The following is a 26792-nucleotide window of genomic DNA, read 5'->3' on the forward strand; positions in this document are numbered from 1 at the left end:
CCGTACCGGCGTCCTGGCTCACCACTCGATCCCCCGCTGCCCCTTCTGCCCGGTGTCCATCGGGTGCTTGACCTTCGCCATCTCGGTCACCAGGTCGGCGTGGTCGAGCAGTTCGGCCGGTGCGTTGCGCCCGGTGACGACCACGTGCTGGCTGCCGGGACGGTCCCGCAGCACCCCCACCACCTCGTCCACCGGCACCCATCCCCAGTGCATCGGGTACGCGAACTCGTCCAGTACGTACAGCCGGTAGGTCTCCGCGGCCAGGTCCCGCTTGACCTGCTCCCAGCCCTCCCGGGCCGCCTCCTCGCTGGAGGCGAGGTCGCGCTGCACCCACGACCAGCCCTCGCCCATCTTGTGCCAGGCGACCGTGCCGCCCTCGCCGGAGGCGCCCAGCACCCGCAGTGCCCGCTCCTCCCCGACCTTCCACTTCGCCGACTTGACGAACTGGAACACCCCCACCGGCCAGCCCTGGTTCCAGGCCCGCAGCGCCAGCCCGAACGCGGCCGTCGACTTGCCCTTGCCCGGACCGGTGTGCACGATCGTCAGCGGCCGGTTGCGCCGCTGACGTGTCGTCAACCCGTCCTCCGGCACCACACTCGGCTGTCCCTGCGGCATTACGCGGCCCTCCGTACGTCCTTGACCAGCGCGGACACCGTGTCGGCCCGCAACTCCTGCAGCGTCACCGCGGTGGCGCCCAACTCCCGTGCCAGCGCGCCCGCCAGGCCCAGCCGTACCGGACCGGCCTCGCAGTCCACCACCACCGACGCCGCCCCGGACGCGGCCAGCAGCCGGGCCGCGCGCGCCGCCCGCGGCAGCGGCTCGGGTCCGCCGGTGGCCCGCCCGTCGGTCACCACCACCAGCAACGGCCGCCGCGAGGGGTCCCGCAGCCGCTCCACCCGCAGCACCTCGTGCGCCCGCAGCAGCCCCGCGGCCAGCGGCGTACGGCCCCCGGTCGGCAGCTTCTCCAGCCGCGCCGCGCCGGCGTCCACCGACGACGTCGGCGGCAGCGCCAACTCCGCGCCCGCGCCCCGGAACGTCACCAGGCCGACCTTGTCCCGCCGCTGGTACGCGTCCAGCAGCAGCGACAGCACCGCGCCCTTCACCGCGCCCATCCGCCGCCGCGCCGCCATCGAACCCGACGCGTCCACCACGAACAGCACGAGGTTGCCCTCCCGGCCCTCCCGCACCGCCTGCCGCAGATCCTCCCGCCGCACCACCAGGCCGCGCCCGTCGCGGCCCCGCGCCCGCTGGTGCGGCGCCGCCGCCCGTACGGTCGCCGTCAGGTGCAGCGCGGCCAGCCGGCCGTGCGGCTGCTCCGCCCCGGTGGTGCGCCCGTGCGCCGTCCGGGCCCGCGAGCGCCGCCCCGCCGCGCCCTCACCCAGCCCGGGCACGGTCAACGTCCGTGTCTTGTACGGTTCCCCGGCGGCGGACGGCGGCTGCTCGGAGGCGGCGGCGAGCGCGGAGCCGGCTCCCGCTCCCGTGTCCGCTCCCGGTTCCGTGCCGGTTCCCGGGTTCGGGGCAGCGGGGTCGGACCCGCCGTCCGGAGCGGGGGAGCCCGCCGCCGGGTCCACGCCCGGGTCGAGCTGCGGCGGCACCCCGCCCCCGCCGTCGGGCCCGCCGCCGTCCGGGCCGCCGTCGTCGGGGCCGCCGTCCGGATCGGGATCGGGGTCGGGCTCCGGCTCGTCCTGCGGGTCCCGGCCCTCGGCCTCGGCCCGCTCCGCCTCCTGCCGCGCCCGCTCCAGCGTCTCGTCCAGCTTCTCCTCGTCGAGGCCGGGCGCGTCGAACGGATTGCGGCGCCGACGGTGCGGCAGCGCCAGCAGCGCGGCCTGCCGTACGTCCGGGTCCGTCACCGCCGTGCGGCCCGCCCACGCCGCCAGCGCGGTCGCGGTCCGCGCCATCACGATGTCCGCGCGCATCCCGTCCACCTCGAACGCCGCACAGGTCGCCGCGATCTGCCGCAGCGCCGCGTCCCCGAGCACCACCGACGGCAGCAACTCCCGCGCGGCCGATATCCGTTCGCGCATCTCCTGCTCGTCGGCCGCCCACCGTGCCGCGAACCGCGCCGGGTCCGCGTCGTACGCCAGCCGCCGCCGTACGACCTCCACCCGCTGGTCGGTCTCGCGCGAGGCGGTGACCTCCACGGTCAGCCCGAACCGGTCGAGCAACTGCGGCCGCAGCTCGCCCTCTTCCGGGTTCATCGTGCCCACCAGCAGGAAGCGTGCCGCGTGCCGCACCGACACGCCCTCGCGCTCCACGTAACTCGCCCCCGTCGCGGCGGCGTCCAGCAGGACATCCACGAGGTGGTCATGGAGCAGATTGACCTCGTCGACGTAGAGAATCCCCCGGTGCGCGTCAGCCAGCAGCCCGGGCTCGAACGCCTTCACCCCCTCGGCGAGGGCCCGTTCGATGTCGAGCGCGCCGACCAGCCGGTCCTCCGAGGCGCCCACCGGCAACTCGACCAGCCGCGCGGGGCGCTGTACCCCTGCCTCGTCCACCGGGTGCGGCCCGTCCGGGCAGTCCGGGTCCGGGGCGGCGGGGGCGCAGCTGAACCGGCAGCCGGGAACCACCGCGAGATCGGGCAGCAGCGAGGCGAGCGCGCGGACGGTCGTGGTCTTGGCCGTCCCCTTCTCGCCTCGCACGAGGATGCCACCCACCGATGGGTTGATCGCGTTGAGCAGCAGCCCCAACCGTAGATCCTCCTGGCCGACGATCGCCGAGAACGGATAGGGAATGCTCATGAAGTGGCCACTCCTTCGAGTGAGAAGACGTTCGATCGGTCGGAGGTGGACTCGCACCCACCCTGCTGTGACGCGTGGTCTCCGCTGCCGAGGAGGTGATCCGGGCACGGCGAACCGCCCCGCCGTTCGGGCTCTCCGCTCCCCGCACGGGCGGGGGTGAACGCGGTCACGGCGCCCCCGGCGGCAGGAACGGCAGGCCGTCCGGCGGACCCTGCTCGATCAGCCGCAGCAGCGCGCCGGTGTCGGCGTGCTCCTCGATCAGATCGGCCAGCCGCTCCAACTGGCCCTCCCGCAGGGCCTCGAAGCGGGTGTCCGGGGCCGGCGCGAACCGCCGCCCGGCCGCCGCGGCCACCCGCGTGAGGAACGCCCGCCGGAAGCCGTCGCTCTCCAGCGAGCCGTGCCAGTGCGTGCCCCACACCGCGCCGACCCGGCAGCCGTCGAGGAACGGTTCGTCGCCGCCCAGGAGTTCGGCCACCCCGTGGTGGATCTCGTAGCCGCGCACCGGCTCGCCGTACTGCGTGCCCTCCGGGCGGGCGAGGGTCTTCTCGCGGGCGAAGCGGACCCGGACCGGCAGCAGGCCGAGGCCCGCGACCGTACCGGCCTTCGACTCCACGTCGTCCTCGATGCGTTCGGCGAGGAGTTGGAAGCCGCCGCAGATGCCGAGCACGGGGCGGCCCTCGGCGGCACGCCGGCGGACCGCGTCGGCCAGGCCGCGCTCGCGCAGCCAGGCCAGCGCGCGGACGGTGCCGCGGGTGCCGGGCAGCACCACCAGGTCGGCGTCGGCGAGTTCGTCCGGGCGGTCCACGAACCGCACCACCACACCGGGCTCGGCGGCGAGCGCGTCGAGGTCGGTGAAGTTCGACATCAGCGGAAGCGCGGCCACCGCCACCCGCAACACCTCGTCGCCGTACGGCGCTTCGACCGCGGACTCGCGCACGGCGCCGCGCAGCGACACCCGCAGCCCGTCCTCCTCGTCGATGCCCAGGCCGTGGGCGAAGGGGAGCACGCCGAGGGTGGGGCGGCCGGTGAGGCCGCGCAGCATGTCCAGGCCCGGCTGGAGCAGGGACACGTCGCCGCGGAACTTGTTCACTAGGTACCCCGCGACCAGCCGCTGGTCCTCCGGTGCGAGCAGCGCCGTCGTGCCGTAGAACGACGCGAAGACGCCGCCGCGGTCGATGTCGCCGACCACCATCACCGGCAGCCCGGCGCTCCTGGCCACGGCCATGTTGACGATGTCGGTGCGGCGCAGGTTGATCTCGGCGGGGCTGCCCGCGCCCTCGCAGATCACGGCGTCATGGCCGCGGCCCAGCTCCTCCAGGCACTCCACCACGGTGCCCAGCAACTCGGCCTGCCGGCCGCCGTGGTAGCCGCGGGCGCTCAGCTCGCCGACCGGCTTGCCCAGGACCACCACCTGGCTGCTGTGGTCGCCGCCGGGCTTGAGCAGCACCGGGTTCATCAGCGCCGACGGCTCCACCCGGGCGGCCTGCGCCTGCATCGCCTGCGCCCGGCCGATCTCGGCGCCCTCCCGGGTGACGTACGAGTTGAGCGACATGTTCTGGCCCTTGAACGGCGCGACCCGCAGGCCCCGCCGGGTCAGCCACCGGCAGATCCCGGCGGTCACCACGCTCTTGCCGGTGTCCGAGCCGGTCCCGGCGACCAGCAGCCCCTTCACGCCGTGCCTCTCTCGGTCGTGGCCGCGGGCGCCGCCCGGCGCGCGCCGCGTGCCGCCGACAGCAGCACCGACGCGCCCAGCGCCAGCGCGCCGACCCGGCGGGAGAGGCGGACCGCGCGCCGGATGTCGGCCGGCGCGGGCGGACGGAACCCGGCGCCCAGCACCGGGCGGTGCTCGGTGCGGCCGCCGTACGACAGGGTGCCGCCCAGCCGCAGCCGCAGCGCCCCCGCGAACGCGGCCTCGACCGGGCCCGCGTTGGGCGAGGGGTGGCGCGGCCCGTCCCGCCTGGCGGTGGCCAGCGCGGTCCGCGGATACGGTCCGGCCAGCGCGGCGAGCCCGGCGGTGAGCCGGGCGCCCGGGTAGCCGACGGCGTCGTCCAGCCGCGCGGCGGCCCACCCGAACCGCAGGTGGCGCGGGGAGCGGTGGCCGACCATCGCGTCCAGGGTGTTGGCGGCGCGGAAGCCGACCAGCCCGGGCACACCGGCCAGGCCGCCCCACACGAGCGCGCCGACCACCGCGTCCGAGGTGTTCTCCGCGACCGACTCCACCACGGCGCGGGCGATCGCGTCGGCGTCCAGCGCGGCCGGGTCCCGCCCGCACAGGTGCGGCAGCCGGGCGCGGGCGGCGGCCACGTCCCCCGCCTCCAGCGCCGCGCCGATGGTGCGGGCCTCCCGTGCGAGCGAGGTGCCGCCGAGTACGGACCAGGTGGTGGCGGCGGTCAGCGCGACGGACAGCGCCGGGCGGCCGCGCACCGCCCGCTCCGTCAGCGCGGCGGCGGCCACGGCGCCGCCGACGCACAGCGCCGCGTACGCGGTTCCGGTGCCCCGGTCGTCGCGCCACAGCCGCTTCTCCAGGGCCCCCGCGGCCCGCCCGAACCCGGCCACCGGGTGGCCGCGGCGCGGGTCGCCGATCAGGAGGTCGCCGAGGAAGCCGAGCGCGGCGCCGTACGCGAAGGCGCGGTCGGCACGGGTCATGTCCGGGTCATCTCGGCGGCCGAACGGCCGGCGGCCTGCGTGCAGGGCATCGCGAAGTCCTCACTCAGGGTCCGCGCCCTGGCTCGACGTGACCGGCGGTGAGAGTCTCCTGGCTCCCGGATCTACGCACTCCCGGGCCTTCCAGCCGGGCGGACCGGCCGTGACCTACAGGGTCGGGAGTGCACTCCCCGGTGACAGTGGCGGGACCGCGTCGGATTCGCACCGACTTCCTCTCCTGCCGCCGTATGGCTCCCGGCAGTTCACCACGCCCGCGGAAAGCCCGTCAACCGACCCCCCGGGGTGCCCCCGGCCTGCGGATTCAGGGACCACCTCCCGGTGGTGGGCGAACGGGGGTACTCCCCCTGGCTCCGCCGGGGACACCCCCGCCCAGGCGAAGCGCCGGGGGAGCGCCGTTCCCCGCGCCCCTTCGGGCGTGCGCCACTGTGGTGCCCGTCTCGTTCCCGGCCGGGGGGCCGGTGGCCTGCTGAGCGCGCCGTTTGCCGCGCCCCCTGGTTGGTGACCCTCTTTTCGCGAAAGCAGCCGCACCCACCCAAGGGCGCGGGGCACTTGCCGACGGGCCACCGCGCACCGCGTGAGGAACGTCGACCGAAAGGGGCAGGGCCCGGGGGCGCCCGGGGAGGGAGCCGCACTCACGTAGGGCGCGGCCCCCCGCAGGACTACCCGGCGATGAGGTGGATTCCGTAGGCGACGGCGGCAGCACATGCGGCGAAACAGACATACGCACCGGTGCGGGTGAGCACCGCGGTGCCGCCGGTACCGCCCCGCCGGGACAACCCGACGATTCCGAGCGTGAAGACGCCCACGAGGCCGACCGTGGAGAGGAGGGTGACAGCGAAGACCGTGCCGAGCGCGTGCCAGTCGATGCTCATGACGTGCCCTTTCAGACCGTGGTGGGAGTGGAGGCGGCAGGCGGCACGACGGCGGGGATCACCGGGCCGGCGGGCGGCACGTCGGGGGAGGGGGTGTGCGCGGGAGGCGCGGGAACGGTGGGAGCCGCCGTGGTGTCGGCGACGGTCACCGGGACGATCTGGACGGCCGGTACGGCCGGGGCGGATATGGGGGCGGGCGCCTCCGCGGCCGCGGTCTCCTGCGTCGCGGCCACCGCACCCACGGGCTCGTTGACGTTCGCGTGCGTGACCGGCTTGCGGCGGGCCGCCGTCCGGACCGCCACGCACACCGCGAGGCCGAGCACCCCGACCGTGGTGACACCCCAGGTGCCGCGGTCGGCGAGGTAGGCGGCGCCGCCCGCGACCAGGCCCGCCGCCGGCAGGGTCAGCCCCCAGGCGGCGACCATCCGCCCGGCGGTGCCCCAGCGGACCACCGCCCCGGTGCGGCCGAGCCCGGCGCCCAGCACCGACCCGGTGCAGACCTGGGTGGTGGACAGCGCGAAGCCGAGGTGGGAGGAGGCGAGGATGGTCGCCGCGGCGCCGGTCTGCGCCGCGAAACCCTGCTGCGGCTGGATGTCGGTGATGCCGCGGCCGACGGTGCGGATGATCCGCCAGCCGCCGATGTAGGTGCCGAGCGCTATGGCGGTGCCGGCCGAGCAGATGACCCACAGCGGCGGGTTGGAGCCGGGGGCCAGCGAGCCGCCGGCGATGAGCGCGAGGGTGATGACGCCCATGGTCTTCTGGGCGTCGTTGGTGCCGTGCGCGAGCGAGACGAGCCCGGCGGAGGCGATCTGCCCGGCCCGGTAGCCGCGCGAGGTGGCCGCGGGATCGGCGTTACGGCCGAGCCGGTAGGTGAGCCGGGTGGCGAGCATCGAGGCGAGTCCGGCCACGATGGGCGCGGCGACCGCCGGGATGATCACCTTGGTGACGACCGCGTCACCATTGACGCCGTGGGCGCCGACCGAGACGAGGGTGGCGCCGATCAGTCCGCCGAAGAGGGCGTGCGAGGAGCTGGAGGGGAGCCCGGCCAGCCAGGTCACCAGGTTCCACACGATCGCGCCGACCAGTGCGGCGAAGATCATCGCGGGTCTGATTCCGGCCGACTCGTCGACGATCCCGCCGGAGATCGTCTTGGCGACCTCCACCGACAGGAAGGCGCCGACCAGGTTGAGTACGGCTGACATTCCCACCGCGACGCGGGGGCCGAGCGCACCGGTCGAGATGGTGGTGGCCATCGCGTTGGCGGTGTCGTGGAAGCCGTTGGTGAAGTCGAAGACGAGAGCGGTGGCGATCACGAGTCCGATCAGGAGCGTGATGTGTTCCATGGGCCCAGCAATCGTTCGGTCGGGCAGGGGCGAGGCGAACGTACGGATCATTCATGAACGGAAGGTGAACTCACGGCGGACTCGCGGTGCCGACATGAATCATCGGTGAACGGAGGGGGATCGGGAAGGGGTCGGCGCAGATACGCACAGCTTCACCCCAGCTCGTCCCGCGATCCCTTACCGCAGCGAAGCGAGCCTCGATCAGTGCCCGGACAGCCGGTCCGCCCAGCGCGCCACCGGGTCCGTGGCGGCGCTGCGCCCCCGCGCCTCGCGCCGGTCCGCACCACGGTAGGCCGCGTAGATCCCGCGCACCGCCGCCCATCTGAGCGGCTCCGGCTCCCAGCGCCGCACCCGGTGCCCCACCCACGGCAGCGCGGTCAGCCCGGTGGGCCCGCCCTGCCCGCAGTCCAGCAGCACCAGGTCCCGCAGGGTGCGCGCGGCCAGGTTCGACGTCGCCACCCCGCTGCCGACGTACCCGCCCGCCCAGCCGGTCCCCGTCCTACGGTCCAGGTGCACGCTCGCGCACCAGTCCCGCGGCACCCCCAGCACGCCCGACCAGGCGTGATCGACCGCGACCCCGGCCGCCGCCGGGAACATCCGGACCAGGATCTCCCGCAGCGCCGCCACCGTCGCCGCCGACGTGCTCCCGTCGGTGTCGGTCCGCGACCCGAACCGGTACGGCACCCCGCGCCCGCCCAGCGCGATCCGGCCGTCGGCGGTGCGCTGCGCGTACACGTACGCGTGCGCCATGTCGCCGAGCACCTCCCGGCCCTCCCAGCCGATCGTCGCCCACACCGGCTCGGGCAGCGGCTCGGTCGCGATCATCGAGGAGTTCATCGGCAGCCAGGTCCGCCGCTGCCCGCGCAGGCCCGCGGTGAAGCCCTCGGTGCAGCGCAGCACGTACCGCGCCCGGACCGTCCCGTACGGGGTGGCCACCCGCCCCGGGTGGATCGCGGTCACCGCGGTGCCCTCGTGCACGGTCACGCCCAGCCGCTCCACCACGGCGGTCAGCCCCCGCACCAGCTTCGCCGGGTGCACCCGCGCGCCGTACGGGGTCCAGGTGCCGCCGACCGCGCCGGCCACCCGCACCCGCTCTGCCGTCTCGGCCGCCCCCAGCAGCAGCCGGTCCTTCTCCCCGAACGAGACCTCCGCCTCGTGGTACGCCTTCAGACGCGCCGACTGGGCGGGGGAGTAGGCCACTTCGAGCACTCCACCGTGGTGGATGTCGGCCTCGATCCCCTCCCGCCCGGCGACCCGGACCACCTCGCCGACGGTGTCGTTCATCGCCTGCTGGAGCGACAGCGCGGCCTGGTGGCCGTGCAGCGCCGCGTAGCGGTCCCGGCCCGCCACGCCGTTGTAGAGCCACCCGCCGTTGCGTCCCGAGGCGCCGTACCCGCAGAACCGGGCCTCCAGCACGGTGATCCGCAAGGAGGGCGCCGCCTGCTTCAGGTAGTAGGCCGTCCACAGCCCGGTGTAGCCGCCGCCCACGATCACCACGTCGGCGTCCGCGTCGCCGGGAAGCGGCTCGCGCGGCACCGGAACGCCCGTGTCCGCGTACCAGAACGAGATGCCGCCGTTGACCGTGCCCATGAGGTTCCCGCGATTCCGTGATTCCGTGTCGGCTCACGTGTGCCCGTCGCGCCGCCCGGGCACGCCGTGGGTGGTGTGGGGACGCTACTGCCGGTCCGGGGGGCTCGGCAACGGTCCGCGGCACCCTCGAACCGTCATGCGCGGCACCAACGGCAGTAAGGGGCACCCTGTGCACAACGCGGAACAGAAGACCTGGTCGGACGTGGTCGACGCGGCCCGCCGCACCGTCGCCGACGGCCTGGTGGTCGGCACCTCCGGCAACGTCTCCGCCCTCGTCGGCGACGACCTGGTGCTCGTCACCCCGACCGGTGTGCCCTACCACCGGCTCGGCCCCGACGACGTGGTCGGCGTCGACCTCGCCACCGGGCGGCAGGTGCGCGGGCTGCTCCGGCCCACCAGCGAACTCCCGCTGCACCTCGCGGTCTACCGCGGCACCTCCGCGCGGGCGATCGTGCACACGCACGCGCCGCACGCCACCGCGGTCTCCACGCTGGTCGCCGAGCTGCCCGCGATCCACTACATGGCCGCGGAGCTCGGGGGGCCGGTGCGGGTCGCGGACTACGCCCTCTACGGCACTCCCGAGCTGGCCGACGCCGTTCTCCACGCGCTGCGCGGCGACCGCGGGGCCTGCATCATGCGCAACCACGGGATGATCAGTCTCGGCGACACCCTCGACCGCGCGTACGACCGCGGGGCGCAGCTGGAGTGGATGTGCCGGGTGTGGCTCGCCGCCGCCTCCACCGGCGGCACCCCCGCGACCCTTTCCCCCGCCGAACTCTCCGCCGCGGCCACCAAGTTCACGGGCTACGGTCAGCCCTGACCCCCGGGACCCCCCTCCTCGAAGGGCCCCCGCGCCGTTCTCCCCCCGAGCACCTGCGGCCCCTTCCCCGGAAGGACGCTCACCCTCCATGGACCGGCCACCGGCCGGTGGTGAAGGCACGACCGCAAGGGGCAGTCCCCCAGGGGCGCGTGGGGGTACCTCCCAGGCGAAGCTCTGGGGGAGAACTGCGCGGGCAACCGGCCACCGGCCGGTGGTGAAGGCACGACCGCAAGGGGCAGTCCCCCAGGGGCGCGGGGAACTGCGCGACAAGCCCGCCACCGGCCGGTGGTCGGGGAGGAGAGCGGGACCGCAGCGGCGCGTAGCCGGGAGAAGCACCCACCGAGGGGTGGTCCCGGGCCGGACGGGACGGGGGCACCCGGGTGGGTCCGGTGGCGCCCCGACCGCGGGGGGCTGAGACTGGGGGCGATGCGCCTTCGATACGCGGTGGCCGCGGCGGCCACAACGGTGGTGGGTGCCGGCGCAGCCGCATTGGCGGCGGGCCGGTACGGCTCCGGGTTCGCCCTGAACCCGGCGGTCGCGGGCCCCGCCCCGGAAAGCCTGATCACGGTACGCAGCGTGACCCCGGACGAGGTCGTCCTGACCCGCACCCCCGCCTCGGAGCGCCCGGGCGTGTACGGCCTGACCGGCGCGGGCGTGCACGCCACCGTCGGACCGGTGGTCGCGGTCGGCGACCGCGGCCACTCCGTCACCCGCACCCTGACCCGCGTGGACAAGGGCTCGCTGGCCGCGGGCGCGTTCGTCCGGATGACCCCGCAGGCGTACACCGGCGACCCGCGCGGCGCGCGCGGATTGGACTTCGCCGAGCCGCAGATCCCGGGGGAGCTGGGCCCGATGCCGGCCTGGTACCTGCCCGGCGCCCGCTCCACCTGGGTGATCGCGGTGCACGGCGTCGGCGCCACCCGCGAGCAGGCCCTATCCGTGCTGCCCGCCCTGCACCGCTTCCGGCTGCCGGTCCTGGTCCCGTCGTACCGCAACGACCCCGGCGCCCCCGCGTCCCCGGACCGCATCGGGCACCTCGGCGCCACCGAGTGGCGCGACCTGGACGCGGCGATGCGGTTCGCGGTGGAGCACGGCGCCCGGGGACTCGTGCTCTACGGCTGGTCGAGCGGCGCCGCGATGGCGCTGCGCGCCCTGCACCGCTCGCCGGTGGCCGGCAAGGTCGTCGGCCTGGTCCTCGACTCGCCGGTGCTCGACTGGCGCGCCACGGTCACCGCCGCGGTGCGCTCGCGCCGCCTGCCCCGCGTGCTGACCCCGCTCGCCGTGCGCGCCGCGGAGGGCCGTACGGGGCTGCGCGGCACGCGGCATACGGAGGCGGCCGCGGAACCGGCCGTGCCGGCCGGGCTCACCGTACCGACGCTGATCGTGCACGGCCCCGACGACACCTTCGCGCCCTGGTCCGCGTCCCGGGCGCTCGCCGACCGCTACCCCGGCAAGGTGGCCCTGCACCCGGTGCCGGGGGCCGCGCACACCGCGATGTGGAACGCCGACCCGGCGGTCTACGAGGAGACGCTGCGCCGCTTTCTCACCCCGCTCATGTGAGCGCGTTCACAGTCGGGTTTGGGATTATGGGCGCCGAGCGGCGAGACTGATCAGGTGACGTCCCGTATCCCGCGAGACACTCCGCTCCGCCTCGTCCCCCGCCGGCCGCTCACCGCGGCCCGCAGGACCGCCACGACGCGCAGGTCGCGACCGGCGCGCCCCCCCGAGGGCACCCCCTCGATCCCCGAACTCGCCCGCTTCGCCAGGACCGAACTCGCCGCCGCCGTACGCCTCGCACGCTGGGCCGGCACCGGCCCCGGCACCGCGGGACCGACCGGGATACTGCCGGACGCCACCGTGCGCGAGGCCGCCGCGGTCCTCGGCCTGACGCCCGGCCAGATCCGTGCCGCCTGGGACCGGGCCCGGCTCTCCGGCCTGATCGAACTGCACCGCGGCGCCGCCCGTCCCGGCTGGCGGCTGCGGGCCTGGGACACCGACGACACCGCGGTCCTGCGCGGCTGGGTCGCGCTGTTCGACGCGTGGTCGCTCGCCCACCCGTTCCTCCCGCCGCCCGACACGGAGGCGGGCGGCGGGGCGGGGTCGAACGGCACGGAAGGCACCGACGGCACGGCCGGCACCGGTGGCGGCTCGCTCGGCGCCGACCCCGCGCTGGTCGCCGAAGTCATCGAGGCCGCACCCCAGTTGCTCTCCTTCCTGCACCTGTCGCAGGGCCCGGTGCCGCTCGACACCCTGCTGGACCTGCTGCGGCAGCGCGTCGCCGAACTGCGCACCGAGCGGCACGAACCGCCCGCCGCGGGCGACCCGCTGCCCGCGCTGCTGGAGTGGGTGCTGGACGCCGCCACCGACGTGGGGGCGCTGCGCCCGCGCGACCCGAAGCGCCCCGACGAGGCGGCGCTGACCCCGCTCGGCAGCTGGGCGGTGTGGGTCAAGCTGGAGCAGATCTGCGTGGCCGCCCAGGGCCCGGCCGGGAACATGGAGCAGTCCGCCGACACGATGCTGCGCGCCTGCGCCCGGCTCTCCCCGGGGCCGGCCCGCACCGAGTACCGCGCCTGGCTGGCCGCCCGCCCGGTCGCGCCGGCCGTCGCCGAACTGCTGGAGACCGCCCGCGGCGAGGACGCGCTGCTGCGCGGGCTGGCCTTCGAGGCGCTGCGGGTGGTCGGCGACCCGGCCGAGGCGGCGGTGCGCGCGGTCGTCAACGAGCCGACGCTGCGCCCCTACGCGGTGCTGTGGCTCGCGGAGTTGGACGGCGGCGACCCGGACACCGCGACCGCGCTGCTGACCCGCGAGGAGGCCACCTGGCTGTGGGTGGACACCGCGGCCGCGGTCGCCGACCACGGCGACGACCACCTGCTCGTCAGCCATCTGGAGACGGCCGTACAGGGCTCGGTGCCCGGGCTGCTCCAGGAGGTCCGGCTGGCCGGCCACCCGCGCACCGTGCAGGTCCTGGTCGCGCTCGCCGCCGCGCACCCCGACCCCGCGCTCGCCAAGGCGGTGCGCAAGGCCGCGTTCCAGGTGCACACCGGGGAGTCGTGAGGGGAACAGGCGTCAGGGCGAGGGGAGTTCGGGGGCGTAGGTGCCGAAGCACCACAGGTTCCCCTCCGCGTCGCCGGAGATCAGCAGGCCGATGGCGCCCTTCGCGTCCTGGTACCGCAGGGCGGGGTACACGCTGAGCCGGTCCGCCGTGAGGGGTCTCCCTTCCTGACGCCGGCCAGTGCCGCGCACTGGCACACGTTCGATCACGGGCGATGTGCGAGGTGGCCGCGCGGGAGCGGCGCGGCGGGCGCGGAGCCGGGAAAAGCGGTTGCGGAGCACCCGTAGAATGGACCCATGGCAGTTCTGCTCCTCGATTAGCCGCGTCGACCAGCCGCGGCGTCGACCCATCGGTCCTGAGCCATCGGTCCTGACCCATCCGTCCGGGCCCATCGGTTCCGACGCCCGCTCCGACCGCCGTCCGCGGGCCGGCTTCCGACGCCTTCGCGCCGCCGCGCCCCGGGTATCTCGTCCTCCGCTGCCGCTCCTCGCGGCGCCCATCGCTCTGGAGCTTTTCCACGTGATCACTGCCACCGGCATCGAGTTGCGCGCCGGCGCCCGCGTCCTCATCGAGTCCGCCTCCTTCCGTGTCGCCAAGGGCGACCGCATCGGCCTGGTCGGCCGGAACGGCGCGGGCAAGACCACCCTCACCAAGGTGCTGGCCGGCGAGGGCCAGCCCGCCGCCGGAAGCGTCACCAACTCCGGCGAGGTCGGCTACCTCCCGCAGGACCCGCGCAGCGGCGACCTCGACATCCTCGCCAGCGACCGGGTGCTGTCCGCCCGCGGCCTCGACGTCGTGCTGCGCAAAATGCGCGAGAACGAGGAGCGGATGGCCAGCGGGAAAGGCGCCACCCGCGAGAACGCGATGAAGAAATACGCGCGGCTGGAAACCGAATTCCTCACCAAGGGCGGATACGCCGCCGAGGCCGAGGCCGCCACCATCGCCGCCGCGCTGGGCCTGCCCGACCGGGTGCTCGGCCAGCCGCTGCGCACCCTGTCCGGCGGTCAGCGGCGCCGGGTGGAGCTGGCCCGCATCCTCTTCTCCGACGCGGACACGCTCCTGCTCGACGAGCCCACCAACCACCTCGACGCCGACTCCATCACCTGGCTGCGGGACTACCTCAGGACCTACCGCGGCGGATTCATCGTCATCTCCCACGACGCGGACCTCATCGAGACCGTCGTCAACAAGGTGTTCTATCTCGACGCCAACCGCTCCCGTATCGACGTCTACAACATGGGCTGGAAGCTCTACCAGCAGCAGCGCGAAGCCGACGAGAAGCGCCGCCACCGCGAGCGCGCGAATGCCGAGAAGAAGGCGGCCGCGCTGAATTCACAGGCCGACAAGATGCGCGCCAAGGCCACCAAGACCGTCGCCGCGCAGAACATGGCGCGCCGCGCGGAGAAGCTGCTCTCCGGCCTGGAAGAGGTCCGGCAGGCCGACAAGGTCGCGAAACTGCGCTTCCCCGACCCCGCGCCGTGCGGCAAGACCCCGCTGATGGCCGCCGGGCTGTCCAAGTCCTACGGCTCGCTGGAGATCTTCACCGACGTCGACCTGGCCATCGACCGCGGATCGCGGGTGGTCATCCTCGGGCTGAACGGCGCCGGCAAGACCACCCTGCTGCGGCTGCTGGCCGGTGTGGAGAAACCCGACACCGGCGACGTCACCCCCGGCCACGGCCTCAAGCTCGGCTACTACGCCCAGGAGCACGAGACCCTCGACCCGGACCGCACCGTGCTGGAGAACATGCGGTCCTCCGCGCCCGACACCGACCTGGTCGAGATCCGCAAGATCCTCGGCTCCTTCCTCTTCTCCGGCGACGACGTGGACAAGCCCGCCCGGGTGCTGTCCGGCGGCGAGAAGACCCGGCTGGCGCTGGCCGCGCTCGTCGTCTCCAGCGCGAACGTCCTGCTGCTCGACGAGCCCACCAACAACCTCGACCCGGCCAGCCGCGAGGAGATCCTGGGCGCGCTGCACACCTTCTCCGGCGCGGTCGTGCTGGTCACCCACGACGAGGGCGCGGTCCACGCGCTCGAACCCGAGCGGATCATCATGCTGCCCGACGGGGTCGAGGACCTGTGGAGCCAGGAGTACGCCGACCTGGTCGCGCTGGCCTGAGCCGGCCGCGGGGCGACGCGGCCCCGTACTGCGCCGTTGGGCCGGATGATCATGCCGAATCGATCATTCGGCCCATCGTTGATCCTTCATCTGTATGAGTCGGTCTCGTACCGCCCCCTCGCCCCGGCCGACGGCCGGCCCGGCCCGGCGTTCAGTGCCGTGACGTCGGGAAACTCCTTACGGACCCGGCTGACCTGCCGGTATTCCCGAGGCTGTGATCTCGGTACGGAATTGGCGACCCGGAAATAGCGCGCGCACCGGGTTCTGCCGGGGCTATCAGGGCATTCAGACGCTGAATGTACGGGGATGGACCTTGTCGAATGGGTGGCCAGGAACGTGGTTAGGGGTGATCATGAGAGTCCATAGCGCACTTCCCTGGAGGAGGCACGGGTGGCCGAGACTCTGAAGAAGGGCAGCCGGGTGACCGGCGCCGCGCGCGAGAAGCTCGCGGCAGACCTGAAGAAGAAGTACGACTCCGGTGCGAGTATTCGAGCCCTGGCCGAGGAGACCGGCCGTTCCTACGGGTTCGTGCACCGGATGCTGAGCGAGTCGGGCGTGGCCCTGCGCGGTCGCGGCGGCGCCACGCGGGGCAAGAAGGCCACCGCGGCCTGATCCCCGCGGGGAATTCCCGCGGGCGGGGGCGGAGCGGACGCGAGCAGCGTCCCCCATCGCCCCGGGGCATGAACGGGCACCCGTCCGTCCGGCGAGCCGACCGAGTGGTTACCCTTCGGTAATCATGTCAGCGGTCCGCTCGGAGGTGCCCGATGCCCGATGCCCACGTCCTGCTCGAACGCGACGGAGTCCGGCTCACCCTGGACGGCGCCGTCGCACACATCACCCTCTGCAACCCGGCCAAGCGCAACGCCCAGACGCCCGCCCTCTGGCGGGCCCTGGCCGAGGCGGGCCGGCTGCTGCCGGGGAGCGTACGGGTCGCGGTACTGCGTGGCGAGGGCGTGTCCTTCTCCGCCGGACTCGACCGGCGCGCGTTCACCCTGGAGGGCTTCGACGGCGAGCCGTCCTTCCTCGACCTCGCGCGCGGCACCGAGCAGCAGCTCGACGAGGCCGTCGCGGGGTTCCAGGAGGCGTTCACCTGGTGGCGGCGCGCCGATCTCGTCACGGTCGCCGCTGTTCAGGGGCATGCGATCGGCGCCGGTTTCCAGCTCGCCCTCGCCTGCGACATGCGGGTCTGCGCGGATGACGTGCAGTTCGCCATGCGGGAGACCTCGCTCGGGCTGGTGCCCGACCTCACCGGCACGAAGCCGCTGGTCCAGCTGGTCGGGTACGGGCGGGCCATCGAGATCTGTCTGACCGGGCGGTTCGTGCGCGCCGAGGAGGCCGTGCGGTGTGGGCTCGCGAACGTGGTGGTGCCCGCGGCGGAGCTGGACGGGACGGTGGCGGATCTGGTCGCGGCGGTGTTGGCGGCGCCGCGGGACGCGGTGATCGAGACCAAGGCGCTGTTGCGCTCCGCGCTGAGCGAGCCGGAGGCCGCCCAGCGCGCGGCCGAGCGCGCGGCTCAAGGGCGCCGCCTCCGCGACCTCGCGGGGGCGGGTGACTGAACCCCCGGGTGCCCCGGTCCTGTCGGCTGAGGGACCACCTGCCGGTGAGGGGTCGCTCGCGCCGTTCCTCGCGCCCCTGGGTGGGTGCGTTCCGCGAAAGGAGCCGCACACCACCAGGGGCACCGTCTACGTGATGTCGGTGATGATGACGGCTGTGGAGACAGGGCCGGGGGCGCCCGGGGTGGTGGCGGTGGTGGCCGCGGTGGCGGCTTCGCGGGCGACGGCGAGCGGCCGGAAGGACCGCGCCGTGGCGATCTGGAGCTGAACGTGCCGGGCCGGCCCGGCCGGCGCCTCGGTGTCGCGGACACGCACCCCGCCCCGCCCGGTCAGCCGCCGCGTCAGGCGGGCAACCCCCGGCACCGCCCGCACCGCGGCCTCCGCGGCCCGCGCCGCTTCCGCGGTGCCCTGGACGCCGCTCTGCCCGCTCTCCTCGTCGTCCGCGCTGTCACCCTCCAACTCCGTCCGGCCGCGGCCGGACCCGACCGCGGCGGACGGCTCCTCGGGATCGTCGATCAGCCCGGTGACGGCGAGGTCCACGACCCGCACCGGCAACCCCAACCCGTCCTCGCCCGCGGCAGCGAACAGCGCGGTCCGCAGCCGCTCGGCCATGACCGGCAGCGGCTCGCCCACCACGGCCTCGAACCCGGCCTTGATCCGCAGCGGTCGGTGCGGCAGCGCGCCGAGCGGGGCGGCCGCGGGCAGGTCCGGCTCGTCGGGGCCGCCGTCGCCGTCCGCGGCCGGCAGGACGTCCACCCGGCCGAGCCGTACTCCCGGCAGCGCCGCGCAGACCGTCCGCAGAGCCGCCACGGCCGTCCGCTCGGTGATCCACGCCGCGTCCTCGGGCCCGCCGAGCGGCAGCAGCCGACCCAGCGCGACCTGCTCCCGTACCGTTCGAGCCAGCCGGTCCATGGACACCACGCCTCGCCTCCCGCGGGCCGACCACTCGGATGGGGGGTCGGCGACAACCCACTCGCCGCATCCCCCACGCGTAAGGGGGCATGCGCACATAGTGTGGAGCACGGAGCAGCCCAGACGGAGGGACGACTCGCGATGACCGACACCGCACAGCAAGGCACCCCGGAGCCGAACGGCTCCTCGCTGTCCGAGGGCAGGACACTGGACAAGGGAAGTTCGGGCGGCCGCAAGGCGCTTGGAGACCCCGCCACCCGAGGGCGTACCACGATCGCCGACGGCGTGGTCGAGAAGATCGCCGGCCTCGCCGCTCGCGACGTCCTGGGCGTGCACGCGATGGGCACCGGCCTGTCCCGCACGTTCGGCGCGGTACGCGACCGGGTGCCCGGCGGCGGCCGTTCGGTGTCGCGCGGGGTCAAGGCCGAGGTCGGCGAGGTGCAGACCGCGCTCGACCTCGACATCGTGGTCGAATACGGCGTGTCGATCGTCGAAGTCGCCCGCGCCGTACGGGAGAACGTGATCGCGGCGGTCGAGCGGATGACCGGCCTCGAGGTCGTCGAGGTCAATGTCGCCGTCGGCGACGTGAAGTTGCCCGACGAGGACGATGACGACGATCGCGAGCAGCGGGTCCAGTAGCGGGCCCGCAGGGACGGACCCGGTTCCAGCACAGGCGGAGGCGGTCATGGCTGAGGGGACGGAGAGCGCGGAATGAGTATGGCGGTGATCGGCCTGGCCGTGGGAATGGCGCTCGGATTCGCCGGATGGTTCGGCGGGTTCGGGGCATTCCTGCTGGTGGCGGCGCTCGGAGTGGTCGGATTCGTGGCGGGCAAGTTCCTGGACGGTGACATCGAACCGGGCGAGTTCTTCAGGACACGTGACCGCGACCGTGACCGGCGGCGCTGATGGCGGGAGCCGTACCCGCCCGGATGCCGGCCGCGGAGCGCGGCGCGCTGCGGATCGCGGACCGGGTGATCGCGAAGATCGCCGCGCAGGCGGCTGGTGAGGCGCTCGTCGGCGCACCCGGCGGCGACCTGGTGCCCGACATCGCGCGGCCGCACGCCACCGTGTCGGTGCGCAAGGAGACCGCCCGGCTGCGGCTGGCCCTCGAACTCGGCTATCCCACCGACATCGGCGCGGTCTGCGGCAACGTGCGGCGCCATGTGACCGGCAGGGTCGAGGAGCTGACCGGCATGGCGGTACCCGAGGTGGCGGTCGAGGTCGAACGCCTGCACTCGGCCGCCGGCCGCCGCAAGGACGAAGGGAGGGTGAGGTGAGCGACTACGGCTCCGGCCCCGACCGGCCCGCGGACCGGCACGGCGACGCCGGCGGAGCGGACGGCGGTCGCGGCCCCGGCGGCGAGGGCGGCGGCCCGTCCTACGGCCCCGGCCCGGACAGCGGCTCCGGCCCGTCGTACCGGGGCGGCCCGGACAGCGGCTCCGGCCCGTCGTACCGGCCCGGCTCGGACGGCGGCTTCGGCCGGTCCGACGAACCCGAGCCGACCGTCAAGCTGCCCACCCTCGACACGCGCGAGCCCGAGCCGGACACCGGCGCGATCCAGTACGCCCCGGCGGCCGGTGAACCCGGCGCGGTGCGCGCCAAGCGCTTCTGGTCCGGCCGCCGTGTCCCCGCGGCCATCACCGCCGCCCTCTGCACCGCGCTGACCGGCCTGTTCCTCTACGACATCGCCGCGGTGCGCACCGACCGCAAGGCGATGGCCTGGCGCAAGACGCTGGCGCGGGAACTGGCCACCCGTCACCTGGACAACGTGTGGATCATCGTCGGCGCCGCGGTGGCCGCCGTGGTCGGCCTGTGGCTGCTGCTGCTCGCGGCCACCCCGGGCGAGCGCGGGGTGCTGCCGATGGCGCGCCGCGGCTCGCAGGGCGTGCGCGCGGGACTCGACCGGCACGCGGCCGAACTGGTGCTGCGCGACCGGGCGATGGAGGTCGCCGGAGTGCGCTGGTCACGGGTGAAGGTGAGCCGCCGCAAGGTCAAGGCGCGCGCCACCTCGCACTTCCGCGAACTGGACGACGTACGGCGCGATCTGACCGCCGCTCTGGACACGGCGGCCGGGCAGCTCGGGCTCGCCAAGGCGCTCGGGATGCGCGTGCACGTCCAGCGGGCCGACAAGAAGGCGTGAGGAGAGGGCGCATGCGCACCACACTCAACCGGGTCATGCTCGGCCTGCTCGGTCTGCTGCTGCTGGTGGTCGGCCTGTCGGTCCTGGTCGGCGGCCTGAACCTGGAGAAGCACTGGAACTTCACGATGCCGCACTGGTGGCCGTGGAGCGGGCCGAAGGACGTGCTGCTCAGCACGCACGACCGGACCCGTTACCGCTCGGACGGCTGGTGGTGGCCGGTGGTGATCGCGGTGCTCGCGGTCCTGCTGCTGATCGGCCTGTGGTGGCTGTTCGCGCAGGCGCGCAGGCGGCGGGTGCGGCAGGTCCGGGTGGACAGCGGCGACGGCCAGGGCGCGCTGCTGCGCGGCCGGGCGGTGGAGGACGTGCTGCGCTCGGAGGCGGAGGCGTACGACGGGGTGGCGTGGTCCGGCGCCCGGCTGGTGGGCAAGCGCGGCAACCCCTCGGCGCGGCTGGTGCTCGGACTGGAGCCGCACGCCAACCCGAAGGAGGTCGTGGCGGGGCTGGACTCCTCGGTGCTGGAGCGGGCCCGCACCTCAGCCGGGCTGGAAGAGCTGCCCGCCGAAGCCCGGCTGCGCGCGGTGCGCCACCGGGCCCGCCGGGTGAGCTGACGCGCTCACAGCCGTCCGACGATCGCCATGTTGCCGATCGGCCCGACCAGCACCACCGCGGCCGTGAACGCCAGCGCCATCCAGAGCATGTAGCGGGAGGACTCGGGGCCGGCCCACGACTGCTCCTTGCGGTTCATGGCGGCGTACTTCTCCGGGTACTCGACCATGAACCTCCGCCGGGCCCGCTGCCCGCGGACGGCCCAGCGAACCATCAGCCACGTCATCACGCCCAGGTCGGCGGCCCACCACAGTCCCACCCATATCCCCGTCACGGCGGCCGAGCCTACCCCTGGGATGCCGCTCCGGCGCCCCTTCGGTCAGGCGGTGGTGTCCGCCCGCCGGCCGGTCAGCGCCAGCGCGCTGTTGACCAGGCCGATGTGGCTGAACGCCTGCGGGAAGTTGCCCAACTGCCGCCCCGCGACCGGGTCCCACTCCTCGGCGAGCAGCCCGACGTCGTTGCGCAGCGAGAGCAGCTTCTCGAACAGCTCCTTCGCCTCCTGCGGCCGCCCGGTGGTGTGCAGGGCGTCCACCATCCAGAACGAGCAGGCCAGGAAGGCGCCCTCGGTGCCGGGCAGGCCGTCCACCCCGGCGGCCTCCGGGCTGTAGCGGCGGACGAAGCCGCCGAGGTCCAGCTCGGCGCGGACCGCCTCCACCGTGCCGACCACCCGGGGGTCGTCCGGCGGCAGGAAGCCGACCTGCGGGATCAGCAGGGTGGCCGCGTCCAGTTCCCGCGAGCCGTAGGACTGGGTGAAGGTGTTGCGGTCGGCGTCGTAGCCCTTCGCGCACACCTCGGCGTGCACCTGGGCGCGCATGGCCCGCCAGCTGTCCACGTTGCCGCGCAGTTTGGGCTGGGCCTCCATGGTGCGCACCGCGCGGTCGGCGGCGACCCAGGCCATCACCTTGGAGTGCACGAAGTGCCGGCGCGGGCCGCGTACCTCCCACAGGCCCTCGTCGGGCTCGCGCCACTTGGACTCCAGGAAGTCCATCAGGGAGCGCTGGAGGTTCCAGGCGTGCGACTCGGCGGCCAGGCCGCGCTCGCCGGCGAGGAAGAGGGAGTCCATCACCTCGCCGTAGACGTCGAGTTGGAGCTGTCCCGCGGCGGCGTTGCCGATCCGGACCGGGGCCGAGCCCTGGTAGCCGGCCAGCCAGGGCACTTCGTACTCCGGCAGCCGGCGCTCGCCGGCGATGCCGTACATGATCTGGAGGTCGGCGGGGTCGCCGGCGACCGCGCGCAGCAGCCAGTCCCGCCAGGCGTGCGCCTCGTCCAGGTAGCCGCCGGCGATGAGCGCGTTGAGGGTCAGGGCCGCGTCGCGCAGCCAGCAGTAGCGGTAGTCCCAGTTGCGGACGCCGCCGATCTCCTCGGGCAGCGAGGTGGTCGCGGCGGCCGCTATGCCGCCGCTGGGGGCGTAGGTGAGCGCCTTGAGGGTGATCAGGGAGCGCAGGACGGCGTCGCGCCATGGGCCTTCGTAGCGGCACTGCGAGGACCAGGACTCCCAGTCCTTGAGGCAGTTGTCGAGGGCCGCGAACGGGTCGACCTTGCGCAGGTGCCGGGCGTGCGAGGCGTTCCAGGTGAGCACGAAGCCGACCCGCTCGCCCGCGGAGACGGTGAAGTCGGCGTAGGTGCGCATGTCCTTGCCGTACATCGGCACGTTGGGGGTGCTGCGCAGCCATACGGAGTCGGGGCCGGCGGTGGCCACGCGGTGGCCGTCGATGCGGCGCATCCAGGGCACCACGTTGCCGTAGTCGAAGCGCAGCACCAGTTCGGCGTGCATGGCGACCTCGCCGGATATGCCCTCCACGACGCGGATCACGTCGGGCGCCTTGTCGCGCTGCGGCATGAAGTCGGTGACCTTCACGGTGCCGTTCGGGGTCTCCCACACCGTGTCGAGGACCAGGGTGTCGCCGCGGTAGGAACGGGTGGCGCAGTGCGAGGAGTTGACCGGGGCTATCCGCCAGCGGCCGTTGTCGCGGTCGCCGAGCAGCGCGGCGAAGCAGGCCGCCGAGTCGAAGCGGGGCAGGCACAGCCAGTCGATCGAGCCGTCCCGGCCGACGAGTGCGGCGGTCTGGAGGTCCCCGATGATCGCGTAGTCCTCGATGGGTGCTGCCACGTGTCCGCCTCGCCGCCTTCTTCTGGCCGTCGTCGGCCGTCACCTGGTGCAGTCGCCCCTTGACCGTACAACTCGGCGGCGGGGGGCCGGTGGCCGGGTGGGACGGCGGGCGGCGGCGACCCCGGCGCGGCCGGCGGCCGGCGGGACGCGGGTGGGCGACGGCGCGGGGGCGACCGCGCCGGCGCGCGCAGGGGCGAGGAGAGCGCCTCGGTGGGTGCGGGGCCCGGGCGGGTGCGGGGCCTGGGCGGGTGCGGAGCCTAGGCGGGCGCCGCCGTTCCCACCCGGTCGACGATGCCGGCCGCGCCCTCCGCCTTGGCGCAGTGCGCGCAGCAGTAGAAGCGGCCGTCGACCGCCACCCCGTGGCCGACGATCTGCACGCGGCAGTGCTCGCAGATCGGCGCCATCCGGTGGATCGCGCACTCGAAGCTGTCGAAGACGTGCACCACCCCCTGGGCGTGCACCTCGAAGCTCAACTCGTAGTCGTTTCCGCAAACCTCGCAACGGGCCATGGAGCACAGGGTGCGGAACGGCCCGCCGGTGGGCAACACAGCTCGCGGCACGGCGGCGTGCCACGGTGCCGCTTTCACCCGTACGGCGGTGTACGGCACCCAGGTGTCAGCCGTGTACACCCTCGGCGGGCCTGACCGCCTTGAGCAGCTCGGCGAAGCGCTCCTCGTCGATGATCGGGGTGCCCACCTGCCGTGCCTTGATCGCCTTGGTGGTGGGGGAGTCGGGGTCGTTGGTGACCAGCAGGCTGGTGAGGCGGCTCACCGAGGAGGCGACGTGCAGGCCGGCGTCGGTGGCCCGGTCCTCCAGCAGTTCGCGGTCGATGCCGGTGTCGCCGGAGAACGCCACCCGCATGCCCTGCACCAGCGGCCCGTCCGGCGCCAGCCGCCCGGGGTTCGGATACGGGCAGGCCGGCCGCTTGCGGGCCGGGCGCCAGCCGGAGTTGCCGTAACCGGAGCCGTGGATGCGGCCGTAGCGCGGGGCCGGCACCGGTCCGTCCTGGCCGGGGTGGGCGGCGGCGGCCGCGGTGTCCTTCCACTCGGTCAGGGGGCGGCAGGCGTGCAGCGGAAGCGGCAACTCGGCGGCCGCCGCCAGGTGCAGGCTCGGCCGGAACGCCTCCGCGAGCACCCGGGCGTCGTCCAGCGCGTGGTGCGCCCGGCGCTGCTGCACGCCGTAGTGCGCGGCGAGCGTCTCCAGCTTGTGGTTGGCCAGCGGCAGTCGCAGCTCCTTGGCCAGCACGATCGTGCACAGCCGGTGCTCGACCGGGGCGGTGGCCTGCGCGCGGGCGAACTCCCTTGCCAGCATGGACCAGTCGAAGACCGCGTTGTGCGCGACGAGCACGCGTCCGGCCAGCCGTTCGGCGAGATCGTCGGCGATCTCGGGGAAGAGCGGCGCCTTCGCGAGCATCGCGCCGGTGAGGCCGTGAATCCACACCGGGCCGGGGTCGCGCTGCGGGTTCACCGGCGAGTACCAGTGGTCCTGCACCTCGCCGTACGCGTCCAGCCGGTAGACGGCGGCGGACACTATCCGGTCGTCCCTGCTGAGTCCGGTGGTCTCCACGTCGACCACGGCGTATCCACCGGGATAACCGGAGGGCCACGGCGTCGGCGTCGGTGACGGGCTCGGCATCGGCATCTGCGTCGGCCCGCGGGGGGCAGGAGGCGGCTCGGTCCGGTTGTCCAGCATGGTCATTGAGGATAAGGGCCGTCGCCGACAGCGTTTCCCACCCGCCTCCGCGCAAGCCGGCTCTACCAGTGGGTAACAACGTCTGGCGTACCACGGGTAACAGCACCTATGGTGCGTTCATGCCAGATCTGCCGAACGTCGTGCTGTGGTCGGTGCCGGCCTTCGTGCTGCTCACCGTCGTGGAGTTGGCGAGCTACCGGTTCCACCCCGACGAGGACGCCGCCGGGTACACCGGGAAGGACACCGTCACCAGCCTGTCCATGGGCGCGGGCAGCCTGTTCACCGACGCGATGTGGAAGATCCCGATCGTGGCGGTCTACTCCGCGCTCTACGCACTGACCCCGCTGCGGGTGCCGCTGCACTGGTGGACCCTGCTCCTGGCGCTGCTGGCCCAGGACTTCTGCTACTACTGGTCGCACCGCGGGCACCACGTGATCCGCGTGCTGTGGGCCTGCCACGTCGTGCACCACTCCAGCCGGAACTTCAACCTCTCCACGGCGCTGCGCCAGCCCTGGACCAGCCTCACCTCCTGGCCGTTCTACCTGCCGATGGTCGCGCTCGGCGTGCACCCGGCGGTGCTCGCGTTCTGCACGTCGGTCAACCTCGTCTACCAGTTCTGGATTCACACCGAACGGGTCGACAAGCTGCCGCGCGCGCCCGAGTTCGTGCTCAACACCCCCTCGCACCACCGGGTGCACCACGCCTCGCAGGGCGGCTACCTCGACCGCAACTTCGGCGGCATCCTCATCGTCTGGGACCGCCTGTTCGGCTCCTTCACCGCGGAGACGGAGCGGCCGGTCTACGGGCTGACCAAGAACATCGCCACGTACAACCCGCTGCGGGTCGCCACGCACGAGTACGCGGCCATCGCCCGCGATCTCGCGGCGGCCCGGACCTGGCGCGACCGGCTGCGGCACCTGTGCCTCGGCCCGGGCTGGCAGCCGGCGGACGCGCAGGCGGGCGCCGGGTCGGGCGGGGGCATCGGAGGAGGCGGGGGCGTCGGGGGAGGCGGGGGCGTCGGAGAAGGCGGGGGCGTCGGGGGAGGGGCGCCGAACCAGCTCCTTCAACAAACTGTTGCAAAGGGCGTGGAGTCGCGTACGCTGCCGCGGTAACAGCTTCCACACCCGCGAGCCGCCGTATCGCCCCCGGCGCGATCTAGTGTGGGGGTGGGGAAACGGCAGCGGGCGCCACGCGGGCGCCCCGGCGGGAGAGGAGGAGCCGTGCTCGTCGACACCTACGGTCGGGTGGCCACGGACCTCCGGGTCTCGCTCACCGACCGCTGCAACCTGCGCTGCACGTACTGCATGCCCGAGGAGGGCATGCAGTGGCTGGCCAAGCCCGACCTGCTCACCGATGACGAGATCGTCCGGCTGATCCGCGTCGCCGTCACCGAACTCGGCGTCACCGACGTGCGCTTCACCGGCGGCGAACCGCTGCTGCGCCCCGGCCTGGTCGGCATCGTGGAGCGCTGCGCCGCCCTGCGGCCACGCCCCCGGCTCTCGCTGACCACCAACGGGATCGGGCTCGGCCGTACCGCCGCCGCCCTGCGCGCCGCCGGCCTGGACCGGGTCAACGTGTCGCTCGACACCCTGCGCCCGGACGTCTTCCGCACCCTGACCCGCCGCGACCGGCACCACGACGTGCTCGCCGGCCTCGCCGCAGCCCGGGCCGCCGGGCTCACACCGGTCAAGGTCAACACCGTGCTGATGCGCGGGGTCAACGACGACGAGGCGCCCGACCTGCTGGGCTGGGCGCTCGCCGAGGGCTACGAACTGCGGTTCATCGAGCAGATGCCGCTCGACGCCCAGCACGGCTGGCAGCGTTCCGACATGGTCACCGCCGACGCGATCCTGGCCGCGCTCCGGACCCGCTTCGCGCTCACCGCCGAGGGCGAGTCGGTCCGCGGCCACGCGCCGGCCGAGCGCTGGCTGGTGGACGGCGGCCCGGCCCGGGTCGGGGTGATCGGCTCCGTCACCCGGCCGTTCTGCCGCGCCTGCGACCGGACCCGGCTGACCGCCGACGGTCAGGTGCGCAACTGCCTGTTCGCCCGCGAGGAGTCCGACCTGCGCGGCGCGCTGCGCTCGGGCGCGGCCGACGGTGAGGTCGCCGCGTTGTGGAAGGCGGCGATGTGGGGCAAGAAGGCGGGCTCGGGCCTGGACGATCCGGCCTTCCTCCAGCCGGACCGGCCGATGTCAGCCATCGGCGGCTGACCGGGCCTCCCACTGGGTCAGCGTCACCACGTCCTTCAGGAAGCCGCGCACCCCGAGGAACTGGGAGAGCTGCTCGCGGTGCTCCTCGCAGGCCAGCCAGGTCTTGCGCCGCTCCGGCGTGTGCAGCTTGGGGTTGTTCCAGGCCAGGACCCACACGGCGGCCGTCCGGCAGCCCTTCGCCGAGCAGGTCGGCCTCTCGTCGCTCATGGCACCCATGTAAACATGGCGACGCCGGGCAGCCACGGGGGGAGCCGCCCGGCGTCGGTCCATCGCTCCGACGGGGGATACGGAGCGCGTACCGCAGTATGTCACGCGGTCTGCCGCGCGTGGAGGGGGAACCCGATGATTGATCTGAGCTTTTCTTGAGCTTCC

Annotated in this window: 25 protein-coding genes, 1 pseudogene and 1 riboswitch; of the genes and pseudogenes, 13 read left to right on the forward strand and 13 right to left on the reverse strand. The window is 74.2% G+C overall.

The window, feature by feature from the left end; all coding sequences use genetic code 11:
• Positions 1 to 18: 18 nt before the first annotated feature.
• From cobO to OG896_RS31265, 7 genes are all read right to left on the reverse strand, one after another.
• Entirely contained in the window at positions 19 to 615 is a 597-nt protein-coding gene (cobO, locus tag OG896_RS31235; protein ID WP_329370693.1) for a cob(I)yrinic acid a,c-diamide adenosyltransferase, read from the reverse strand.
• Positions 615 to 2738: a putative cobaltochelatase gene (locus OG896_RS31240; protein ID WP_329370695.1), complete on the reverse strand. Its 2124-nt coding sequence runs from the start codon at positions 2736 to 2738 to the stop codon at positions 615 to 617. Before OG896_RS31240 ends, cobO begins: the two co-directional genes overlap by 1 nt.
• A 166-nt stretch (positions 2739 to 2904) precedes the next feature.
• Entirely contained in the window at positions 2905 to 4410 is a 1506-nt protein-coding gene (locus OG896_RS31245; RefSeq protein ID WP_329370697.1) for a cobyric acid synthase, read from the reverse strand.
• Positions 4407 to 5384 carry a cobalamin biosynthesis protein gene (locus tag OG896_RS31250; protein ID WP_329370699.1) on the reverse strand — a complete coding sequence of 326 codons (978 nt, stop codon included), beginning with the start codon at positions 5382 to 5384 and terminating at the stop codon, positions 4407 to 4409. The genes OG896_RS31245 and OG896_RS31250 overlap by 4 nt, the downstream gene beginning before the upstream one ends.
• Positions 5385 to 5486: 102 nt before the next feature.
• A riboswitch (cobalamin riboswitch) is annotated at positions 5487 to 5617 on the reverse strand.
• Between the two features lie 444 nt (positions 5618 to 6061).
• The gene (locus OG896_RS31255; RefSeq protein WP_328462631.1) at positions 6062 to 6274 is read right to left on the reverse strand and encodes a hypothetical protein; all 213 of its coding nucleotides are present in this window, start codon (positions 6272 to 6274) and stop codon (positions 6062 to 6064) included.
• A gap of 11 nt (positions 6275 to 6285) precedes the next feature.
• The gene (locus tag OG896_RS31260) at positions 6286 to 7617 is read right to left on the reverse strand and encodes an inorganic phosphate transporter (protein ID WP_329370702.1); all 1332 of its coding nucleotides are present in this window, start codon (positions 7615 to 7617) and stop codon (positions 6286 to 6288) included.
• Between the two features lie 201 nt (positions 7618 to 7818).
• Positions 7819 to 9207: an NAD(P)/FAD-dependent oxidoreductase gene (locus OG896_RS31265; RefSeq protein WP_329370705.1), complete on the reverse strand. Its 1389-nt coding sequence runs from the start codon at positions 9205 to 9207 to the stop codon at positions 7819 to 7821.
• Positions 9208 to 9343: 136 nt separating this feature from the next.
• Here OG896_RS31265 and OG896_RS31270 point away from each other — a divergent pair, with 136 nt between their 5' ends.
• The 6 genes from OG896_RS31270 (at position 9344) to OG896_RS31295 (ending at position 16753) form a co-directional block, all read left to right on the forward strand.
• Positions 9344 to 10027: a class II aldolase/adducin family protein gene (locus tag OG896_RS31270; protein WP_402449793.1), complete on the forward strand. Its 684-nt coding sequence runs from the start codon at positions 9344 to 9346 to the stop codon at positions 10025 to 10027.
• A 426-nt stretch (positions 10028 to 10453) separates the two neighbouring features.
• Positions 10454 to 11587: an alpha/beta hydrolase gene (locus OG896_RS31275; protein WP_329370709.1), complete on the forward strand. Its 1134-nt coding sequence runs from the start codon at positions 10454 to 10456 to the stop codon at positions 11585 to 11587.
• A 54-nt stretch (positions 11588 to 11641) separates the two neighbouring features.
• A complete protein-coding gene (locus tag OG896_RS31280; RefSeq protein ID WP_329370711.1) occupies positions 11642 to 13081 on the forward strand; it encodes a hypothetical protein in 1440 nt (479 codons plus the stop codon).
• A gap of 517 nt (positions 13082 to 13598) precedes the next feature.
• Positions 13599 to 15197, forward strand: a complete 1599-nt coding sequence (locus tag OG896_RS31285) for an ABC-F family ATP-binding cassette domain-containing protein (RefSeq protein WP_328462619.1) — start codon at positions 13599 to 13601, stop codon at positions 15195 to 15197.
• A 390-nt stretch (positions 15198 to 15587) separates the two neighbouring features.
• Complete coding sequence (locus OG896_RS31290) at positions 15588 to 15809, forward strand: helix-turn-helix domain-containing protein (RefSeq protein ID WP_202232978.1); 222 nt, start codon at positions 15588 to 15590, stop codon at positions 15807 to 15809.
• Positions 15810 to 15961: 152 nt separating this feature from the next.
• The gene (locus tag OG896_RS31295) at positions 15962 to 16753 is read left to right on the forward strand and encodes an enoyl-CoA hydratase/isomerase family protein (RefSeq protein ID WP_329370714.1); all 792 of its coding nucleotides are present in this window, start codon (positions 15962 to 15964) and stop codon (positions 16751 to 16753) included.
• A 126-nt stretch (positions 16754 to 16879) separates the two neighbouring features.
• Here the strand turns inward: OG896_RS31295 and OG896_RS31300 are convergent, their stop codons facing one another.
• Positions 16880 to 17671, reverse strand: a complete 792-nt coding sequence (locus OG896_RS31300; RefSeq protein WP_329370716.1) for a nucleopolyhedrovirus P10 family protein — start codon at positions 17669 to 17671, stop codon at positions 16880 to 16882.
• A 132-nt stretch (positions 17672 to 17803) separates the two neighbouring features.
• Between OG896_RS31300 and OG896_RS31305 the strand changes: the two genes are divergently transcribed.
• From OG896_RS31305 to amaP, 5 genes are all read left to right on the forward strand, one after another.
• On the forward strand, positions 17804 to 18301 hold the full coding sequence (locus tag OG896_RS31305; protein WP_329370717.1) for an Asp23/Gls24 family envelope stress response protein: 498 nt from the start codon (positions 17804 to 17806) through the stop codon (positions 18299 to 18301).
• Positions 18302 to 18373: 72 nt separating this feature from the next.
• Positions 18374 to 18568: a hypothetical protein gene (locus tag OG896_RS31310; protein WP_328462609.1), complete on the forward strand. Its 195-nt coding sequence runs from the start codon at positions 18374 to 18376 to the stop codon at positions 18566 to 18568.
• Complete coding sequence (locus OG896_RS31315; RefSeq protein ID WP_329370720.1) at positions 18568 to 18939, forward strand: Asp23/Gls24 family envelope stress response protein; 372 nt, start codon at positions 18568 to 18570, stop codon at positions 18937 to 18939. The genes OG896_RS31310 and OG896_RS31315 overlap by 1 nt, the downstream gene beginning before the upstream one ends.
• Positions 18936 to 19802: a DUF6286 domain-containing protein gene (locus OG896_RS31320; protein WP_443057181.1), complete on the forward strand. Its 867-nt coding sequence runs from the start codon at positions 18936 to 18938 to the stop codon at positions 19800 to 19802. The genes OG896_RS31315 and OG896_RS31320 overlap by 4 nt, the downstream gene beginning before the upstream one ends.
• Positions 19803 to 19813: 11 nt before the next feature.
• Positions 19814 to 20410, forward strand: a complete 597-nt coding sequence (amaP, locus tag OG896_RS31325; protein WP_328462603.1) for an alkaline shock response membrane anchor protein AmaP — start codon at positions 19814 to 19816, stop codon at positions 20408 to 20410.
• Positions 20411 to 20415: 5 nt separating this feature from the next.
• Here amaP and OG896_RS31330 read toward each other — a convergent pair whose 3' ends face one another.
• From OG896_RS31330 to OG896_RS31345, 4 genes and pseudogenes are all read right to left on the reverse strand, one after another.
• Positions 20416 to 20682 (reverse strand): hypothetical protein, encoded by a 267-nt coding sequence (locus OG896_RS31330; protein ID WP_329370722.1) that lies wholly within the window; start codon positions 20680 to 20682, stop codon positions 20416 to 20418.
• A 45-nt stretch (positions 20683 to 20727) separates the two neighbouring features.
• Positions 20728 to 22530: pseudogene (locus OG896_RS31335) on the reverse strand (glycoside hydrolase family 15 protein); the annotation flags it as partial.
• A gap of 245 nt (positions 22531 to 22775) precedes the next feature.
• The gene (locus OG896_RS31340; protein WP_328462599.1) at positions 22776 to 23027 is read right to left on the reverse strand and encodes a hypothetical protein; all 252 of its coding nucleotides are present in this window, start codon (positions 23025 to 23027) and stop codon (positions 22776 to 22778) included.
• 106 nt (positions 23028 to 23133) lie between these two features.
• A complete protein-coding gene (locus OG896_RS31345) occupies positions 23134 to 24210 on the reverse strand; it encodes a DEDDh family exonuclease (RefSeq protein ID WP_443057182.1) in 1077 nt (358 codons plus the stop codon).
• Between the two features lie 119 nt (positions 24211 to 24329).
• Here OG896_RS31345 and OG896_RS31350 point away from each other — a divergent pair, with 119 nt between their 5' ends.
• The gene (locus tag OG896_RS31350) at positions 24330 to 25322 is read left to right on the forward strand and encodes a sterol desaturase family protein (protein WP_329370725.1); all 993 of its coding nucleotides are present in this window, start codon (positions 24330 to 24332) and stop codon (positions 25320 to 25322) included.
• Between the two features lie 108 nt (positions 25323 to 25430).
• Complete coding sequence (gene moaA / locus OG896_RS31355) at positions 25431 to 26420, forward strand: GTP 3',8-cyclase MoaA (protein ID WP_329370727.1); 990 nt, start codon at positions 25431 to 25433, stop codon at positions 26418 to 26420.
• Here moaA and OG896_RS31360 read toward each other — a convergent pair.
• Entirely contained in the window at positions 26403 to 26627 is a 225-nt protein-coding gene (locus OG896_RS31360) for a hypothetical protein (protein ID WP_328462595.1), read from the reverse strand. The two genes, moaA and OG896_RS31360, sit on opposite strands and share 18 nt — an antisense overlap.
• Between the last annotated feature and the right edge of the window lie 165 nt (positions 26628 to 26792).

It is taken from the genome of Streptomyces sp. NBC_00669 (assembly GCF_036226785.1).
In the GTDB taxonomy this organism is placed as follows: domain Bacteria; phylum Actinomycetota; class Actinomycetes; order Streptomycetales; family Streptomycetaceae; genus Actinacidiphila.

Bases quoted from the DNA above. Each gene is read 5' to 3' on its own strand.
- OG896_RS31250 (WP_329370699.1), bottom strand. From the start codon at position 5,384: ATGACCCGTGCCGACCGCGCCTTCGCGTACGGCGCCGCGCTCGGCTTC.
- OG896_RS31275 (WP_329370709.1), top strand. From the start codon at position 10,454: ATGCGCCTTCGATACGCGGTGGCCGCGGCGGCCACAACGGTGGTGGGT.
- OG896_RS31315 (WP_329370720.1), top strand. From the start codon at position 18,568: ATGGCGGGAGCCGTACCCGCCCGGATGCCGGCCGCGGAGCGCGGCGCG.
- OG896_RS31360 (WP_328462595.1), bottom strand. From the start codon at position 26,627: ATGAGCGACGAGAGGCCGACCTGCTCGGCGAAGGGCTGCCGGACGGCC.
- OG896_RS31265 (WP_329370705.1), bottom strand. From the start codon at position 9,207: ATGGGCACGGTCAACGGCGGCATCTCGTTCTGGTACGCGGACACGGGC.
- OG896_RS31270 (WP_402449793.1), top strand. From the start codon at position 9,344: ATGCGCGGCACCAACGGCAGTAAGGGGCACCCTGTGCACAACGCGGAA.
- OG896_RS31240 (WP_329370695.1), bottom strand. From the start codon at position 2,738: ATGAGCATTCCCTATCCGTTCTCGGCGATCGTCGGCCAGGAGGATCTA.
- OG896_RS31350 (WP_329370725.1), top strand. From the start codon at position 24,330: ATGCCAGATCTGCCGAACGTCGTGCTGTGGTCGGTGCCGGCCTTCGTG.
- OG896_RS31255 (WP_328462631.1), bottom strand. From the start codon at position 6,274: ATGAGCATCGACTGGCACGCGCTCGGCACGGTCTTCGCTGTCACCCTC.
- cobO (WP_329370693.1), bottom strand. From the start codon at position 615: ATGCCGCAGGGACAGCCGAGTGTGGTGCCGGAGGACGGGTTGACGACA.
- amaP (WP_328462603.1), top strand. From the start codon at position 19,814: ATGCGCACCACACTCAACCGGGTCATGCTCGGCCTGCTCGGTCTGCTG.
- OG896_RS31305 (WP_329370717.1), top strand. From the start codon at position 17,804: ATGACCGACACCGCACAGCAAGGCACCCCGGAGCCGAACGGCTCCTCG.
- OG896_RS31295 (WP_329370714.1), top strand. From the start codon at position 15,962: ATGCCCGATGCCCACGTCCTGCTCGAACGCGACGGAGTCCGGCTCACC.
- OG896_RS31340 (WP_328462599.1), bottom strand. From the start codon at position 23,027: ATGGCCCGTTGCGAGGTTTGCGGAAACGACTACGAGTTGAGCTTCGAG.
- OG896_RS31310 (WP_328462609.1), top strand. From the start codon at position 18,374: ATGAGTATGGCGGTGATCGGCCTGGCCGTGGGAATGGCGCTCGGATTC.
- OG896_RS31345 (WP_443057182.1), bottom strand. From the start codon at position 24,210: ATGCTGGACAACCGGACCGAGCCGCCTCCTGCCCCCCGCGGGCCGACG.
- OG896_RS31260 (WP_329370702.1), bottom strand. From the start codon at position 7,617: ATGGAACACATCACGCTCCTGATCGGACTCGTGATCGCCACCGCTCTC.